Annotated in this window: 13 protein-coding genes and 1 tRNA gene; 5 read left to right on the top strand and 9 right to left on the bottom strand. The window is 32.9% G+C overall.

Features of this window, described 5'->3' with window-relative positions; translation table 11 throughout:
• Positions 1–22: 22 nt before the first annotated feature.
• From mgtE to serS, 7 genes are all read right to left on the bottom strand, one after another.
• Positions 23–1,375, bottom strand: a complete 1,353-nt coding sequence (mgtE, locus tag ACIQ2J_RS08430) for a magnesium transporter (protein WP_396168533.1) — start codon at positions 1,373–1,375, stop codon at positions 23–25.
• Positions 1,365–2,144 carry a 16S rRNA (adenine(1518)-N(6)/adenine(1519)-N(6))-dimethyltransferase RsmA gene (gene rsmA / locus ACIQ2J_RS08425; RefSeq protein ID WP_396168531.1) on the bottom strand — a complete coding sequence of 260 codons (780 nt, stop codon included), beginning with the start codon at positions 2,142–2,144 and terminating at the stop codon, positions 1,365–1,367. The genes mgtE and rsmA overlap by 11 nt, the downstream gene beginning before the upstream one ends.
• Before the next feature lie 84 nt (positions 2,145–2,228).
• Positions 2,229–2,549, bottom strand: a complete 321-nt coding sequence (locus tag ACIQ2J_RS08420) for a hypothetical protein (protein ID WP_396168529.1) — start codon at positions 2,547–2,549, stop codon at positions 2,229–2,231.
• 16 nt (positions 2,550–2,565) lie between these two features.
• Positions 2,566–2,757 (bottom strand): hypothetical protein, encoded by a 192-nt coding sequence (locus tag ACIQ2J_RS08415; protein ID WP_396168527.1) that lies wholly within the window; start codon positions 2,755–2,757, stop codon positions 2,566–2,568.
• Between the two features lie 6 nt (positions 2,758–2,763).
• Positions 2,764–3,087 carry a DUF4286 family protein gene (locus ACIQ2J_RS08410; RefSeq protein ID WP_396168525.1) on the bottom strand — a complete coding sequence of 108 codons (324 nt, stop codon included), beginning with the start codon at positions 3,085–3,087 and terminating at the stop codon, positions 2,764–2,766.
• 66 nt (positions 3,088–3,153) lie between these two features.
• The gene (locus ACIQ2J_RS08405; RefSeq protein ID WP_396168523.1) at positions 3,154–4,932 is read right to left on the bottom strand and encodes a tetratricopeptide repeat protein; all 1,779 of its coding nucleotides are present in this window, start codon (positions 4,930–4,932) and stop codon (positions 3,154–3,156) included.
• A 76-nt stretch (positions 4,933–5,008) separates the two neighbouring features.
• Positions 5,009–6,280, bottom strand: coding sequence for a serine--tRNA ligase (serS, locus tag ACIQ2J_RS08400; protein WP_396168521.1), 1,272 nt, complete (start codon positions 6,278–6,280; stop codon positions 5,009–5,011).
• A 179-nt stretch (positions 6,281–6,459) separates the two neighbouring features.
• Between serS and ACIQ2J_RS08395 the strand changes: the two genes are divergently transcribed.
• The 3 genes from ACIQ2J_RS08395 (at position 6,460) to ACIQ2J_RS08385 (ending at position 10,015) form a co-directional block, all read left to right on the top strand.
• Complete coding sequence (locus tag ACIQ2J_RS08395) at positions 6,460–8,379, top strand: M1 family aminopeptidase (protein WP_396168518.1); 1,920 nt, start codon at positions 6,460–6,462, stop codon at positions 8,377–8,379.
• A gap of 77 nt (positions 8,380–8,456) precedes the next feature.
• Positions 8,457–9,800: an RIP metalloprotease RseP gene (gene rseP / locus ACIQ2J_RS08390; RefSeq protein ID WP_396168515.1), complete on the top strand. Its 1,344-nt coding sequence runs from the start codon at positions 8,457–8,459 to the stop codon at positions 9,798–9,800.
• Positions 9,801–9,941: 141 nt separating this feature from the next.
• Positions 9,942–10,015 (top strand) — tRNA-Asn (locus ACIQ2J_RS08385).
• Positions 10,016–10,076: 61 nt separating this feature from the next.
• Here ACIQ2J_RS08385 and ACIQ2J_RS08380 read toward each other — a convergent pair.
• Positions 10,077–11,021, bottom strand: a complete 945-nt coding sequence (locus tag ACIQ2J_RS08380) for an alpha/beta hydrolase family esterase (RefSeq protein WP_396168513.1) — start codon at positions 11,019–11,021, stop codon at positions 10,077–10,079.
• A 400-nt stretch (positions 11,022–11,421) separates the two neighbouring features.
• Here ACIQ2J_RS08380 and ACIQ2J_RS08375 point away from each other — a divergent pair, with 400 nt between their 5' ends.
• The gene (locus ACIQ2J_RS08375; protein WP_396168511.1) at positions 11,422–11,781 is read left to right on the top strand and encodes a BlaI/MecI/CopY family transcriptional regulator; all 360 of its coding nucleotides are present in this window, start codon (positions 11,422–11,424) and stop codon (positions 11,779–11,781) included.
• A gap of 61 nt (positions 11,782–11,842) precedes the next feature.
• Positions 11,843–13,513 carry a M56 family metallopeptidase gene (locus ACIQ2J_RS08370; RefSeq protein ID WP_396168509.1) on the top strand — a complete coding sequence of 557 codons (1,671 nt, stop codon included), beginning with the start codon at positions 11,843–11,845 and terminating at the stop codon, positions 13,511–13,513.
• Between the two features lie 299 nt (positions 13,514–13,812).
• Here ACIQ2J_RS08370 and ACIQ2J_RS08365 read toward each other — a convergent pair whose 3' ends face one another.
• Positions 13,813–14,880, bottom strand: a complete 1,068-nt coding sequence (locus ACIQ2J_RS08365) for a nucleotidyl transferase AbiEii/AbiGii toxin family protein (RefSeq protein ID WP_396168507.1) — start codon at positions 14,878–14,880, stop codon at positions 13,813–13,815.
• Positions 14,881–14,904 lie beyond the last annotated feature (24 nt).

Genomic DNA, 14,904 nt, shown 5'->3' with positions numbered 1-14,904 from the left:
ATTAGTAACGGTTTTTTTTTAATTAAAATCCTAGGATTAATTTAGCGATTGAAAAATAAATTAAAATACCACAAATATCGTTACTTGTTGTAATAAATGGTCCAGTTGCAAGAGCTGGATCAATTCCGAATTTATCTAAAATAAGCGGAATGAAGGTACCAATTAATGACGCAATAATTATTACAGAAATTAGTGCTATAGTAACGGTTATTCCAATTTTGATATCGGCATTTAATAAAAAATGACTCCCGAAAAAAAGAATTGTTGCAAGAATGGCGCCGTTTAATAAACTTAATGAAATTTCTTTTAAAAGTCTATTAATAATAGATCCACTGATAGTGTGATTTGCCAATCCCTGCACAATAATTGCGGAAGATTGTACCCCAACATTACCAGCCATTGCGGCAATTAATGGTGTAAAAAAGAAAAGAGAACCATGTTCTTTCATTGCTGGCTCAAAAAGTCCTAACAATTTCACACTAACAAATCCACCAAGAAGTGCTAAAACAAGCCATGGCAAACGTGCCTTTGTAAGTTCAAGGATGCTGTCATCTGCTTCAACATCTTGAGAGATACCTGCTGCTAACTGGTAATCCTTATCGGCTTCTTCTTTTATAACGTCAACAATATCGTCAATGGTAATTCTGCCTACCAATCGTCCCATTTCATCCACTACCGGAATGGCTTCAAGATCGTATTTTTGCATAATTCTTGCCACCTCAACATTAGATGCTGAAACTCTTACCGAATCTACTTTTTTAATATAAACCTCACTTATTGGTGTTTTAGTAGAAGTCGTCAATAAATCTTTAAGAGAAAGTCGGCCTTTTAAACGATTTTCATCGTCTACTACATATATTGAATGAACACGCGTTACATGTTCTGCTTGAATGCGCATTTCTTTAACACACGTTAAAACACTCCAGTTTTCATTTACTTTAACCAACTCTTTTCCCATTAAACCACCTGCCGAATCCTCATCGTAACGTAATAAATCTACAATGTCTTTAGCGTGTTCTAAATCCTCAAGTTCTGAGATAACTTGCTCTTTTTTACTCTGAGAAAGTTCCGAGATAATATCGGCGGCATCATCGGTATCTAATTCATCTATTTCTTCTGCAATTTCCTTGGCAGAAAGTCCGTTTAGAATTTTCTCCCGAACATCCTCTTCTAATTCGGTTAATATTTCGGCAGTGATTTCGCTATCTAATATTTTGAAAATATAAATAGCCTCTTCAATTTCTAGTTCATCAAAAATCTCGGCAATATCAGCATGGTGCAGGTCATTCAATAAAACTTCCAATTCCTGGTCGTTTTTTTGATGAATGAGTTGCTCTATTTGAACTAAAAGTTCTTTGCTGATTTTAAACTGCATTGGCCTCTATTTTTAGGGTGAGTTCTATAAATTGTTCTACCGACAATTGTTCTGGTCGGAGGTCAAAGATAGTGTCTTCTCTTAAATTATCCGACAAATTTAAGGATTTTAAACTATTTCGCATGGTTTTTCTGCGCTGTTGAAAAGCCATTTTTACCACGGTATAAAGCATTTTTTCATTGCAAGGCAACGTGTAATTTTCTTTTCTTCGCATTCGCATCACCCCCGATTTTACTCTTGGTGGTGGAATGAAAACCGTTTCATCTACCGTGAATAAATATTCAACATCGTAAAATGCTTGGGCTAAAACCGAAAGAATTCCGTACACTTTACTTCCTTTTTTGGAGCAAATTCGTTCGGCAACTTCTTTTTGGAACATACCCGAAAATTCCGGAATTTGCGAACGAAATTCTAATGCTCTAAACACAATTTGAGTAGAAATATTATACGGAAAATTGCCTATTATAGCAAATTGTTTTCCTTCAAAAACTTCGTTGATATTGAATCGCAAGAAATCTTTAGAGATAATCTTGTCTTGTAGTTGCGGATAATTTTCGTTCAAATACGTAACCGATTCGGTATCGATTTCAATGGCATAGGTCGTAACTGGTTTTTCCAGAAGGTATTTTGTTAACACTCCCATTCCGGGTCCGATTTCTAATACCGTGTCGTATCCCTCAAGATTTAGTGTGTCGGCAATTGCTTTGGCGATTGATTCGTCTTTTAAGAAATGTTGTCCGAGGTGTTTTTTGGCTTTTACTTTTTCCATATTTTTTGCCGCGAAGGCACTAAGTCACAAAGTTTTTATTTTTTCTCGCGAAGGCGCAAAGGCGCAAAATGAAAATTATTTGTTTTATATCCAAGGATATTTATTATGTTTGGTAACCGTTTCAATAGTATGAATGGACCAAACTAATAATCCTGGCTTACCTATTTTTAACAATCTTTCATCAGAAACATCATTCTTTTTTGCCCATTCAATCCATTTTTTCACAAGAAATCCCCAAGAAATCCATCCAATAACAAAGGAAATTAATATATTCCTAAAGAATGGAAAATCTGTAAATTCGCCTAAACCTCCAAAAACCAAAATCATTATTGTGATGATAGGTAGGTTGACTGTAAGTTGACCTTTTATTAAAATATCAAAATCTGTAAGAATTTTCTTTTCCATAAAACACTCTGTATATTTACTTTTTTCTTTCTGGAATAACTATCCAAAAATTATCTTTCTTACTTTCTATTTTATTTTTTACTGGAAAATGACTCATTCGTTCCATCAATCTCCAAAAACTATATACGCGCTCCACTTTAGACAATTTCAAAAAATCCTCTTGTTGCTGCTTATTGCTTTCTTCTTTGGTTTGAAACCGTACTTCCATGAGTTATTAATTTGATTGAAAAAACTCCGAAACAAATTCCAATTCGGTTCTAAATGCTAATGCTTTATCTCCAAAAAGGGATAATCCTTCGGCTCTAAACTTGGGTGCATCCTCATCATAATAACGCTGCAGGGTTTCCTTGCTATCAGTGGTATATTGCACAGCATAGGTCATTCCGCCCATTTCTTCTTCCACCAAAACTCGAACTAATCGAGCAGAAGTGAATTTACCTGTTGCCAAAATTTCAGGAATGTGTTTTTCTTGCATCCATTGCAACCATTGGTCTTGGATACTTGAATCTATATTGCTAGTAACGTTATATAAAATCATAGTTATGGGGTTTGTGAAATTAATTATAGCACTTAGTTGGTGCTTCTTTTGTAAGAAATTTAACTATTAAATTTCTTTATCGCCACGTAACTTCCTGTACTTTTTCTGAGCAATTACATAGTAAATACTGTCTTCGTGCTTAGTTATCAGTTCTTCGTACAGCGGTTTTGCTTTTTCAATTTCGTTATTTTGGCTATAAATTTCTGCAGAATAAAATAAGGCCTCATCGATGTAAATGCACTCTTTGAAATTGTCCAAAATTAGTTTGTAATTGGCTAATGCCGAAGCCATATTACCTAAACTTTCGTAGATTTTTCCTGTTCGTAAAAGGGTTACAGGTTCAATAGCATCGCCTTTGTTTTCTTTCAAAATTGCTTGAAAGGCAGCCAAAGCATCTTGTTTTTTATCTTGAAACAATAAGAAATCGGCATGCGAAAATTTCTTTAATGCTACTTGGGTAGAATCTTCAACGGTGTTATCCGAAATCAGCAAAAAAAGATCCAAGGCATCATTAGCAATTAATTGTGTGGAAGCCGATTTTAGAACTTCTAACTGGTGGTTTGCCCATTTGAAATCGCCTTTGTAGTAACTCGTTTTGGCTATTTTTAAATTGGCTTCTTGTCCAACAGGGCTATTATTTGCGTCGGATTCTATTTGAGAATAATAAATTAATGCTTGGTTAAATTTTTCTTCAAATAATAAAATGTCGGCCAATTCCATTTTTATTGAAGCAATTTGCTCTCGATTGATGGGCATTTCCAAGGCATTTTTTAAAATAGATTTTCCAGCTTCGGAATCTTTCAAATTAAAAGTAACGAAATGGGCTTTTAATTTCAATAAGGACAAAGTAAAAGGGCTTTCGCCAAATTGTTTCAGCAAGGCATCCAATTCTTGACGGATTGCAAGGTAGTCTTGCGGCGTTGCCTTTTTGATTTTCATTTCCATCAAATAAGCATTCGATTGGATCTTTAAATCTAAATCTTGTGTGTTTTCAAGAACAAAGCCTAAAATTTCCTTAGCAGCTTCGTCGTCATTTTCTTCAATTGCCAATTGCCCAAGGTTTACAATATTAGCAAACGATTCGGGGTTGCGTTTGTAAATTGCTTTTTGTTGGATAAAGGCTTTCCCGTATTCTTTCATTTGCACATAAAACCAACTTAAATACTCATTCCAAAACAAATCTTGTGTTTTTTGAATTCGAATTAAGATTGCTTTTTTCAAAGCCTCATTAAAATTTTCTTTACTGTCTTCGGTTAGAAAACGGGTAAATTGGTTTTGAATTGGAATTAAATTTTGAGGCGTTTTATACGATTCCGTTAAGAACATTTCAATCATATTATCGGTATCGCCTTTTTGCCCATACAGCAACGCCATTTGAAAATTAAAATTGTTTTTAGGCTCTAATGCCACCGCAATTTGATAGGCTTGAAGCGCATAATCTACTAATGATTTTTTTTCAAAAGTAGTTGCAATGGTATAAACTTCGTTAGTGTTTTTTCTAATTTTATCTAAAGCTTGCTCGTAGTATTTTTTGGCTTTATCAGTATTTTTTTGCAACTGAAAATTATACCCTAATTCTACCAATAAATTACCTTGTTTGAATTTGTCTAACCGATCTTCTATTGCTTTGTTGGCTTTTTCAAATTGTTGTAATTGTTGGTAACACACAACTGTTTGCTGGAAGTAATTAGAATTACTGGGTTGCGATTTCAACAATTCTTCATAGGCTATTTGCGCTTTTTCAAACTCTCCTCTATCCATATAATTTTGTGCCAATTGTTCGGATTGCGCCGATACAAAAAGCGTAAATGCTAGAGAGAATAATAAGAAAAGCGTTTTTTTCATCTATTGGTTTTAAATAACAATGTACCAAAGTAGCACATTTTGTGTTAGTTTAGTACATTGTTTGTAAGATTAACTTTTAGTTAATAATATCAAATCCTGTATACTTGCGTAACACTTCTGGAATAACGATTCCTTCTGGCGTTTGATAATTTTCTAAAATTCCGGCAAGAACCCTTGGCAATGCTAACGAACTTCCGTTAAGGGTATGCGCCAATTGGTTTTTCCCGTCTTTATCTTTATAGCGCAATTTTAAACGATTGGCTTGGTAGGTTTCAAAATTAGATACAGAAGATATTTCCAACCAACGATCTTGTGCAGTAGAAAATACTTCAAAATCATAAGTTAAAGCCGAAGCAAAACCCATATCGCCACCACAAAGACGCAATACTCTATAAGGCAATTGCAATTCTCTTAGGATGTCTTTCACGTGTTCTACCATTTCATCCAATGCTTCATACGACTTGTCTGGATGCTCCACGCGCACGATTTCTACTTTATCAAATTGGTGTAAACGATTCAATCCACGAACGTGAGCACCATAAGAACCAGCTTCTCTTCGGAAACATGGTGTGTATCCGGTGCATTTTACTGGCAAATCATTTTCAGTGAATAGCACATCCCGGAAAATATTAGTTACCGGAACTTCTGCTGTCGGAATTAAATATAAATCATCCGTAGCATCGTGGTACATTTGCCCTTCTTTGTCTGGCAATTGTCCAGTTCCATAGGCCGAAGCCTCGTTTACCAAATGAGGAACTTGGTATTCAAGATAACCAGCATCGGTATTTTTATCTAAAAAATAAGTAATTAAAGCACGTTGCAATTTGGCACCTTTCCCTTTATAAACTGGAAATCCTGCACCTGTGATTTTAACTCCTAATTCAAAATCTATAATGTCGTATTTTTTTACCAATTCCCAATGCGGTAAAGCTCCTTCGTGTAGTTTTGGAACATCTCCTTCTTCAAACACATTTAGGTTTTCTTCTGGGGTTTTTCCAACAGGAACAATATCTGCTGGTAAATTAGGAAGCAAATACATTTTTTGCAATAAATCGGCAGCAAGAATTTCTATTTTCTCTGAAATAGCTTTTCCTTGCTCTCGCAAAAGAAGGGTTTTTTGTTTTAAAATTTCCGCTTTTGCTTTTTCTCCATTCTTCATCATTTCCCCAATATCTTTGGATAGCTTGTTGGATTCCGATAAAGTGTTGTCAAGTTCTACTTGGGCAGTTCTGCGATTTTCATCGAGTTGCACAATTTCTTCCACAATGGCTTTAGCATCCATATTTTTTTTGGCTAAAGCAGCAATCACTTTCTCTTGATTTTCCCTAATAACAGCTATTTGTAACATGACTTGATTTTTAATGAGAATGCAAATTTAAGAAATTGCTTTCTATTTAAAGAATAATATAAAAAAGATTGTATTACATGTAACGAATTAAAATACAGTTATTTGAATAAATTTTAACAGAAACCATTTAGTAACCAAAAATATTTGTTTGTACATTAGCAAAAAATTGTATCCTAATTATGAAAATAACTTACTTTGCACTATTACTTTTTACTGTTACTTTTACTTTTGCACAAAAGGAACAAGAAGCATTTAATGAACTTGTAAATTCTGAAATGAAATCTGCATCCAATTTAATGGCAGTTGCGGTAAATCCGAATACTTTAAATTATGATGTAACCTATCATAAATTAGAATTTACTATAAATCCAGCTGCTTATTTTGTGTCGGGCAAAGTGACAACTACCTATACTGCTTTGGCAAATATGAATTCGGTTACTTTCGATTTAGTAACCCAAATGGTAGTGACTTCTGTAAAAAAAGACAACATCAATTTGACATTTGCTCAAAATGCTTCCAACGAATTGGTAATTACGCTTCCTGTAACGCAAGCCATTGGCACATCTGCAACAGTTGAAATAATATATTCTGGCGCCCCTCCAAGTGGTGGATTTGGATCATTTGCTGCAACAACACATAATGGATCTCCTGTTTTATGGACATTATCAGAGCCTTTTGGAGCCAGAGATTGGTGGCCTTGTAAACAAGATCTAAACGACAAAATAAATTCTATTGACGTCTATATTACCGCTCCCTCCCAATACATAGCAGTATCTAATGGATTAGAGCAATCTCAAGTTGTAAATGGCGCAAATAAAACTACTCATTTTCATCATGGTTATCCAATTCCCGCTTATCTAATTTGCATGGCAGCAACTAATTATACTGTTTATACTCAAACTGCTGGAACTGCCCCTAATACGTATCCAATTGTAAATTATGTTTATCCCGAGAACTTCACTAGTACTGTACAAACACAATTAGATCAAACTCCTTTAATCTTAGATTTGTTTAGCAATTTATTTGAGATTTATCCATTTCACAATGAAAAATATGGTCATGCCCAGTTTGGATGGGGTGGAGGAATGGAACACACTACGGTTTCTTTTATGAATAATTTTAGCCGTAGTTTAATTGCACATGAAATGGGGCACCAATGGTTTGGAGATAAAATCACTTGTGGCACATGGAAAGACATTTGGCTTAATGAAGGATTTGCTACTTATTTAGCTTCTTTAGTTATAGAAAATTTTGATGGAAATGCAGCGTTTGTTTTAGACAAAACCAATATGATAAACAGCATTACTTCGCAAACTGGAGGTGCTGTTTACTTAACGGATACAGAAGCGACTAATGTTGGACGAATTTTTAGTTCAAGGTTGACCTACAATAAAGGCGCCATGGTTTTAGAAATGCTTCGTTTTAAAATGGGAGATACTGCGTTTTTTCAAGCTTTAAAAAATTATCTTGCCGACACTTCTTTAGCATTTAAATATGCACTTACGGCTAACTTACAATCGCATTTAGAAACTGTTTATGGCAGTAGTTTAAACGAGTTTTTTAGCGATTGGATTTATAATCAAGGATATCCAAGCTATACCATAACCGCACAAAATTGGGGTACTGGACAAGGTCGTTTTACGATAAATCAAACCCAATCCAATAGTTCGGTGAGTTATTTTGAAATGCCGGTTCCTGTAAGAATATTTGGCAGTAATGGAGAACAGCAGGACTTAGTATTGAACAATACCGTTAACGGCGAAGTTTTTATTCAGCCAGTAAATTTTTCCATTGCAAGCGTTGTATTTGACCCCGATAAACATTTGATTTCCAAAAACAATAACATCTCTTTGGCAAATGAAATTTTTGATTTAGAAAAAGCGATTAGCCTATACCCTAATCCGGCAACCGACTTGCTACACATTCAGTTACCTACTTCTATAATTCTAGAAAAAGTAACAATTTTCAATAATCTCGGACAAGTAGTTTTAGAAAATAATGCTATAGATTTTTCACTATCCTCAATTTCTACGGGGGTTTACGCCGTTCAACTACAAACTTCGGAGGGAATTTTTCATAAAAAAATTATAAAAAATTAGTCCTAATCAATATTATTAGTAAAAAGTAAGGTGAAAACCTTACTTTTGCTTTTTTATAACAATACAGAATCACAAAAATGGAATTTGCAATTAAACTTTCTCAGTTCTTACTGAGCTTATCAATACTTATTGTTCTTCACGAATTAGGCCATTTCATACCAGCCAAATTATTCAAAACTAGAGTAGAAAAATTTTATCTTTTCTTCGATATCAAATATTCTTTATTCAAAAAGAAAATTGGTGGAACCGAATACGGTATCGGATGGTTACCTCTTGGTGGTTATGTAAAAATATCGGGGATGATAGACGAAAGTATGGACAAAGAACAAATGGCATTGCCTGCACAACCATGGGAATTTCGTTCTAAACCAACTTGGCAACGTTTAATCATCATGTTAGGTGGTGTTACTGTAAATTTCATCTTAGCTTTCATTATCTATATTGGGATGACATTTTACTATGGTGAGCAATATATTGCTAACGAAAACGTAAAAGACGGTATTTGGGTAAGCAACCCTATAGTAGAAAAATTAGGTTTTAAAACTGGAGATAAAATTGTTTCGATTGATGGCGTTAAAGTGCAAAAATTTGACGACATCAACAAAGAAATGTTTCTTGCAAAAGAAGTAGCTCTAAACCGGGATGGTAATGAAATCAAAATAAAATTACCCGTGAATTTTATTGATCAATTAATGAAATCGGAAAGAGGAAATATAATAAATCTTCGTATGCCTTTTGTAATTGGTGCTGTCCCGAAAGAATCTCCAAACAAAAACATATTAAAACCAAAAGACATAATCACGAGTTGCAACGGACAAACAGTAACTTATGCGGATGAACTGATAGTATTATTTCAAAATTTGAAAGGAAAAACGGTTCCTGCAATTATCAAAAGAGATGGTAAAGATGTAGCTCTAAATTTATCTATTAATGAAAGTGGCAAGTTGGGAGTGCTTCAAGCATCGCTCCCTTATGATAATTTAGAAAAGTTAGGTTTATATAAAATCAACAAACAAGAATATGGTTTTTTCCAATCGATTCCTGTTGGAATTACAAGAGGATTTAACGAACTTGCTAGCTACGGAAAGCAACTAAAAGCCATCTTTTCGCCTAGTACAGGTGCTTATAAAGGCGTGGGCGGATTTGGAGCTATTTTCAATATTTTCCCATCTACTTGGAGCTGGTTTGTATTCTGGAATATCACCGCTTTACTGTCTATTATGCTTGGTGTTATGAATCTTTTGCCAATTCCTGCCCTAGATGGAGGTCATGTAATCTTTTTATTATACGAAATGGTGTCGGGTAAAAAACCTACCGATAAGTTTTTAGAGAGAGCTCAAATGGTTGGTTTTGTATTACTTATCACGTTGCTTTTATTTGCAAACGGAAACGATATCTACAAAGCAATTGTAGGGAAATAAAAAAAATAAAAAAATTATCGATTTTTGTTTGCAAAAAATAAAAATCGCTTTATATTTGCAACCGCTTAGCCAGTTAACGAGATCCTTGCTAAAAGAGCAAAAGCAACAAAAACGTTCTTAAATAAAGTTACTTATACAGTTTCCTTCTTAGCTCAGTTGGTTAGAGCATCTGACTGTTAATCAGAGGGTCCTTGGTTCGAGCCCAAGAGAGGGAGCAAATGAAAAAGAGGTCTATTAAGACCTCTTTTTTTATGGAATATATCAAAGCTTAATTTCTTATAGTCTTCTAAATCTTTTGAAAAAAGACCAAATTACTTCACAAGCATTCATATCCTGACTCGTCTTGCCAATAATTAATTCATTTAGATACTGATACCCTTGTGGCCAAGTATGTCCACCATTTGTTATAACATAACTTACTACTTCACTTCCGTTTGTAGAATTTGAATATACTCTTTGTTTTATTGTTGTGCCATCGTTTGCAATATCAGGTAAATCTGTTATTACAGGAGTGCTAGAACAACCATTAATAGTTATCCATTTGTCAACTGCTTGAAAATGCGATAAAACCGTTCCTCCTGCAGTTCCACCAGCCGTCATTTGTCCACCAGTAAATGGAACTAAAGGGTCGGAAGTTCCGTGAATATAAATTGCAGGGACTGGTCTGCCGGGATTACAACTTGAAGCAATTGTTGTAGCTTCTATTGTTGCAGCATCTACAGCAATTGCGGCAATTCTATTACTTAATTCACAGCCCAATCGCGAAGACATAAATCCACCATTTGAGATTCCAGTTGCATAAATTTTGGTGCCATCAACAGATAAATTTGCAATCGCATAGTCACACATTTGATTGAAAAAACTAACATCATTAATTCCCAATTGATTTGGAGTAGTTGGTCGTCCATCATTCCAATTATTCTGTATTCCTGCAGGATAAATTAACACTACTTTTTCTCTATCTGAAATAGGTTTGAAATTGGCAATGTTAATCATTCCTTCAGGCGTTCCGCTTCCGCCGTGAATTGCGAAGATTAAAGGCATTTTTCCTGCGTTGTTATAACCAGTGGGTAAATAAACAATAAAACTTCTTGCATTTCCGTCAACTGTTAAATTGATTGTTTTTTGTTCACTTGGTTTGTCAGGGGTTATTGAATTATCTTCTTTGTTACAAGACAATAATGTAATAAAAAGAAGAGAAAAAATTAGCTTGTTTTTCATAACTTATCATTTAATAAATAAGGCATTCATTTTTTTGCTAAAATACAAAAAAATTCAAGACTGGTATTTTCTATAGTTTTAACTATTTGTTTTTCTAATAGTTAAGTAAATTACCATCGCTTTAAAATTGTAACTTTCTCCAAGAGGGGGAGCAAAACAAAGCCCGATACGAAAGTGTCGGATTTTTTGTGTTTAAATGGTTTGCACATAGTTTGTACAAAATTACTTTCAAAGACCATAATTAACCTTATGACAAACATAAAACGATCAAAAACCTTCGTCGATTGATTGTATCAACCCAGTAAAATAAGTTAAAAACTAAAAAAATAGTTAAATAACTATAAAAATAGTTGTATAACTAAAATAATAGTTTTAAGTTTGCCTTATAAAATTTAAAGTCATGATAAAACTAACCAACAAAGAAGAAGAAATAATGCACATCTTATGGAAGCTAAAGAAAGCTTTTGTAAAAGACATTATGGAAAAAATTGTAGAGGAAAAACCTCATTACAATACCCTTTCTACAATTGTAAGAAATCTTGAAGAAAAAGGGTATGTAGGATACAATGCCTATGGAAAAACACACCAATACTTCCCTATTGTATCAATAGAAGATTATCGAAAAGCATTTATGAATACTGCTATTAACCATTATTTTAATAGTTCGTACAAAAATTTAGTTTCCTATTTTGCTGAAGAAGAAAAAATATCAGCTGAGGAACTCCGTGAAATTTTAGCTTTAATCGAAAAAAAGAAATAGTATGGAAAATTTCCTTCTCTATTTTGCAAAGGTGAATGGACTAATTATTCTATTCTATTTATTGTATTTGGTTTTGCTGCGTAAAGAAACTTTTTACGTTTCAAATCGCTGGTATTTATTAATGGGGTTAGTAACTTCAATCATTTTGCCATTAATCACATTTACAAAAACCATATGGATTAATCCTGAACCGATTTCTAAATTCATCGAAGTAGTTCCAATAACTAACGATAAAACAATTAGAACTGTTTCGGAAGCTCCTACAGATTGGTCGCTAATTTTAAGTACAGCCTACGGTTTAATTACCATTGTAATATTACTAAAAGTGGGATTCGAAATTGCCTCATTCTTCTATAAGATAGTCAAATTAAAAAAGGAAAAAAATACAAATTATACTTTGATTTATGCTAACTCGACAGAAAACCCTTTTTCGTTCTTTAAGTACATCGTTATTAATCCTTCTCTTTTTTCAAAAGAGGAATACGAACACATTATAACGCACGAACGCATTCACGCAAAACAATGGCATTCCTTAGATGTATTGTTATCAAAGATATTCGGCGCATTGTTTTGGATTAATCCAATTAGTTGGTTGTATCGAAAAGCCATGTTACAGAATTTAGAATTCATAGCCGATAATCAATCATTGGAACAAATTGAAAGTAAATATGAATATCAAAAAACACTATTAAAGGTAGTTGTTCATCAACAAATAGTAGGAATAACCAATCCATTTTATCAATCATTAATTAAAAAAAGAATCATTATGTTACACAAAAATCAATCACACAAAAGAAACGCTTGGAAGTATGCCGCCATTCTTCCTGCATTAGTTGGCTTTATGTTATTATTTCAAATTGAAACTATTGCACAAGTAAAGGAAGGTAAAATTGAAGAATCAAACTATATAAGTTCTTCTAGTTTTTCTTCTATTTTAACCAAAAACAGTACAGATGATGAGCTAAATAAACTGCAAAAAATCTTTTCTATTAAAAAATACAAACTAAAAATTTCAAAAGTTAAGCGAAATAAAAAAGGAGAAATAATTGAAATAAAACTTGATTTTGACTCAGGGAAAACCTACAATCGAATTCTTGAAAGAAAGTCAACTGACCCAATTAACAACATCAAAATTTTTATTAATTCTGATAAATATGATGATACTACTTGCGGTTTTGAAGAAATTAACGATGCTATTGCAGTTGAAGCAGTTGAAGTAGAAAAGGATACAAATAACTATTCAATTGATAACTTAGTCGAAAATGGCAAAAAGGTGAATTTAATTGTAAACGGAAAGCTCCAAACAGCCACTATTAAAAGTAAAATTCCACTAGACCAAGAAATTGATATATTTGAAGAATTGGACGAAAAACAATTAAAATCCAAATACAACATCGATAAAAAAGAAGGTGAAAAGTATTATGAAATAACTACGAAAAGTGAAAGTGAAAAGCCGAATTCTGAAGCCGCGCATGCAGTATTAGTAGCGGCTGAATATTCTGATGATGAAACTTTTAGCCGCGTAGATAAAATTAAGCATAACAAAACAGTTGATGCTAAAAGAGCTTTAATTATTTTAGATGGAAAAGAAATTGACTATCAAGATTTAGATAAAATTGACCCAAAAACAATTAGTACATATGGAAATATTATAGGTTCTCATGCACAGAAAAAATACGGTAAAAAAGGCGAAAATGGAGTTATCGTCATTAATACCAAAAAAAATGATTAAGATAAAGCAAAAGCTGAAATTGAAAAACTAAAATCAAACAGCAAACAGTAATAAATGTAACGATAAAATCAAATTCTTTATTTTAATTTAGTTAGTTCAGCTCCCTGATTTCTGATTGTTAAATAAATTACCATCGCATTAAATTTGTAACTTTCTCCAAGAGGGGGAGCAACATTGAAAAGACTTCACAGAAATGTGAGGTCTTTTTTGTTTTTGATTTGCATCCAATTTGCATCTGTGTAAGCAATATTTTTTTTAAATCTATAATTTTTCAAACAAACTATTAGATTAGGATAAGATTAAATATTATAAAGAGAGTAAATATGATACCAATAGAAAAATGCTTCTGGATTGGATTTTTTAAGTTTATTCAATTTATTATTTAATGGTTCACCGATAGACCAATCTTTAATTTGAACAGGACTTTCAAATTTCTGTATTACTGAAAGATTATGTTTTAACAAAGTAGCTAGATATGCTGCTTTTGAAGCATGTGTAATTGCTTTTTCAATATGATAATTTTCCGAGAAAATGAAACTACCAATTCTTTGAATTCCATTTTGCAATTCCACAAAGTTACCTTTCCCATCAATTCCCCTAGTTACTATACAAAGTGATGTTTGATAAATATCTTCTAGTACATCTGCTTCATTCATACTATCTGAATTTCGATATGCTAATTCTGTTTTAGCAAAACGAAAAAATGTGCTTCTGATGACACTTAGTTCATTAACAACATCAAAAAGATTTCCAATATCATATAACTGTTTGATAATTTCCATACTCATACTATCTTCTTTTTTAAAGTATGGTATTCCAGTTGTGTTTGGAGCAAAGGCGGTTAATTTATCCCCTAAAATGTCTTCTAAAATAGGAACATTAACCGTTAGAGGTTCATCTATAATTGGAACAAATGTTGATTGAATAGGTAACATAATTATTTTAGAATAATTTGCTTCCTCATATAATATGTCCAGAAGAACGTATTCTTCCACTTTATTAGTTTTATGTAATGGAGTATAGAAAAATTTATAATGTTCTTTTTTAATTTTCGATTTAGCATCCCTATATTGCAACTCTTTCCGTAAAAACCCTTGTTCTAAAGTTAATAAATCTAGGGTTTGTTCTAAATTTTCAATTTCTTGTGGCAATATAATATCAATATCTATTGACAATCGTCTGGTTGAGTTGAAATGTAGCATCAAAGCAGTACCTCCCTTAAATATGAAAGGCACCTTCTGTTTTACTAATCCTTCGAGTAAAAGTAAAGCACGTACAACCTTTTCTACTAGAATTTTGTCAGCATTTTTGTTTTCTTTTGAAACCTTACTGAGCCATTCATTTGTTATTTCTTTTTGATTTATCATACACTATAAATTGGCAGCAAAAAG

Origin of the sequence: Flavobacterium sp., assembly GCF_044357305.1 — a bacterium.
In the GTDB taxonomy this organism is placed as follows: domain Bacteria; phylum Bacteroidota; class Bacteroidia; order Flavobacteriales; family Flavobacteriaceae; genus Flavobacterium.
This window is presented reverse-complemented; position numbering and strand designations above follow the sequence as displayed.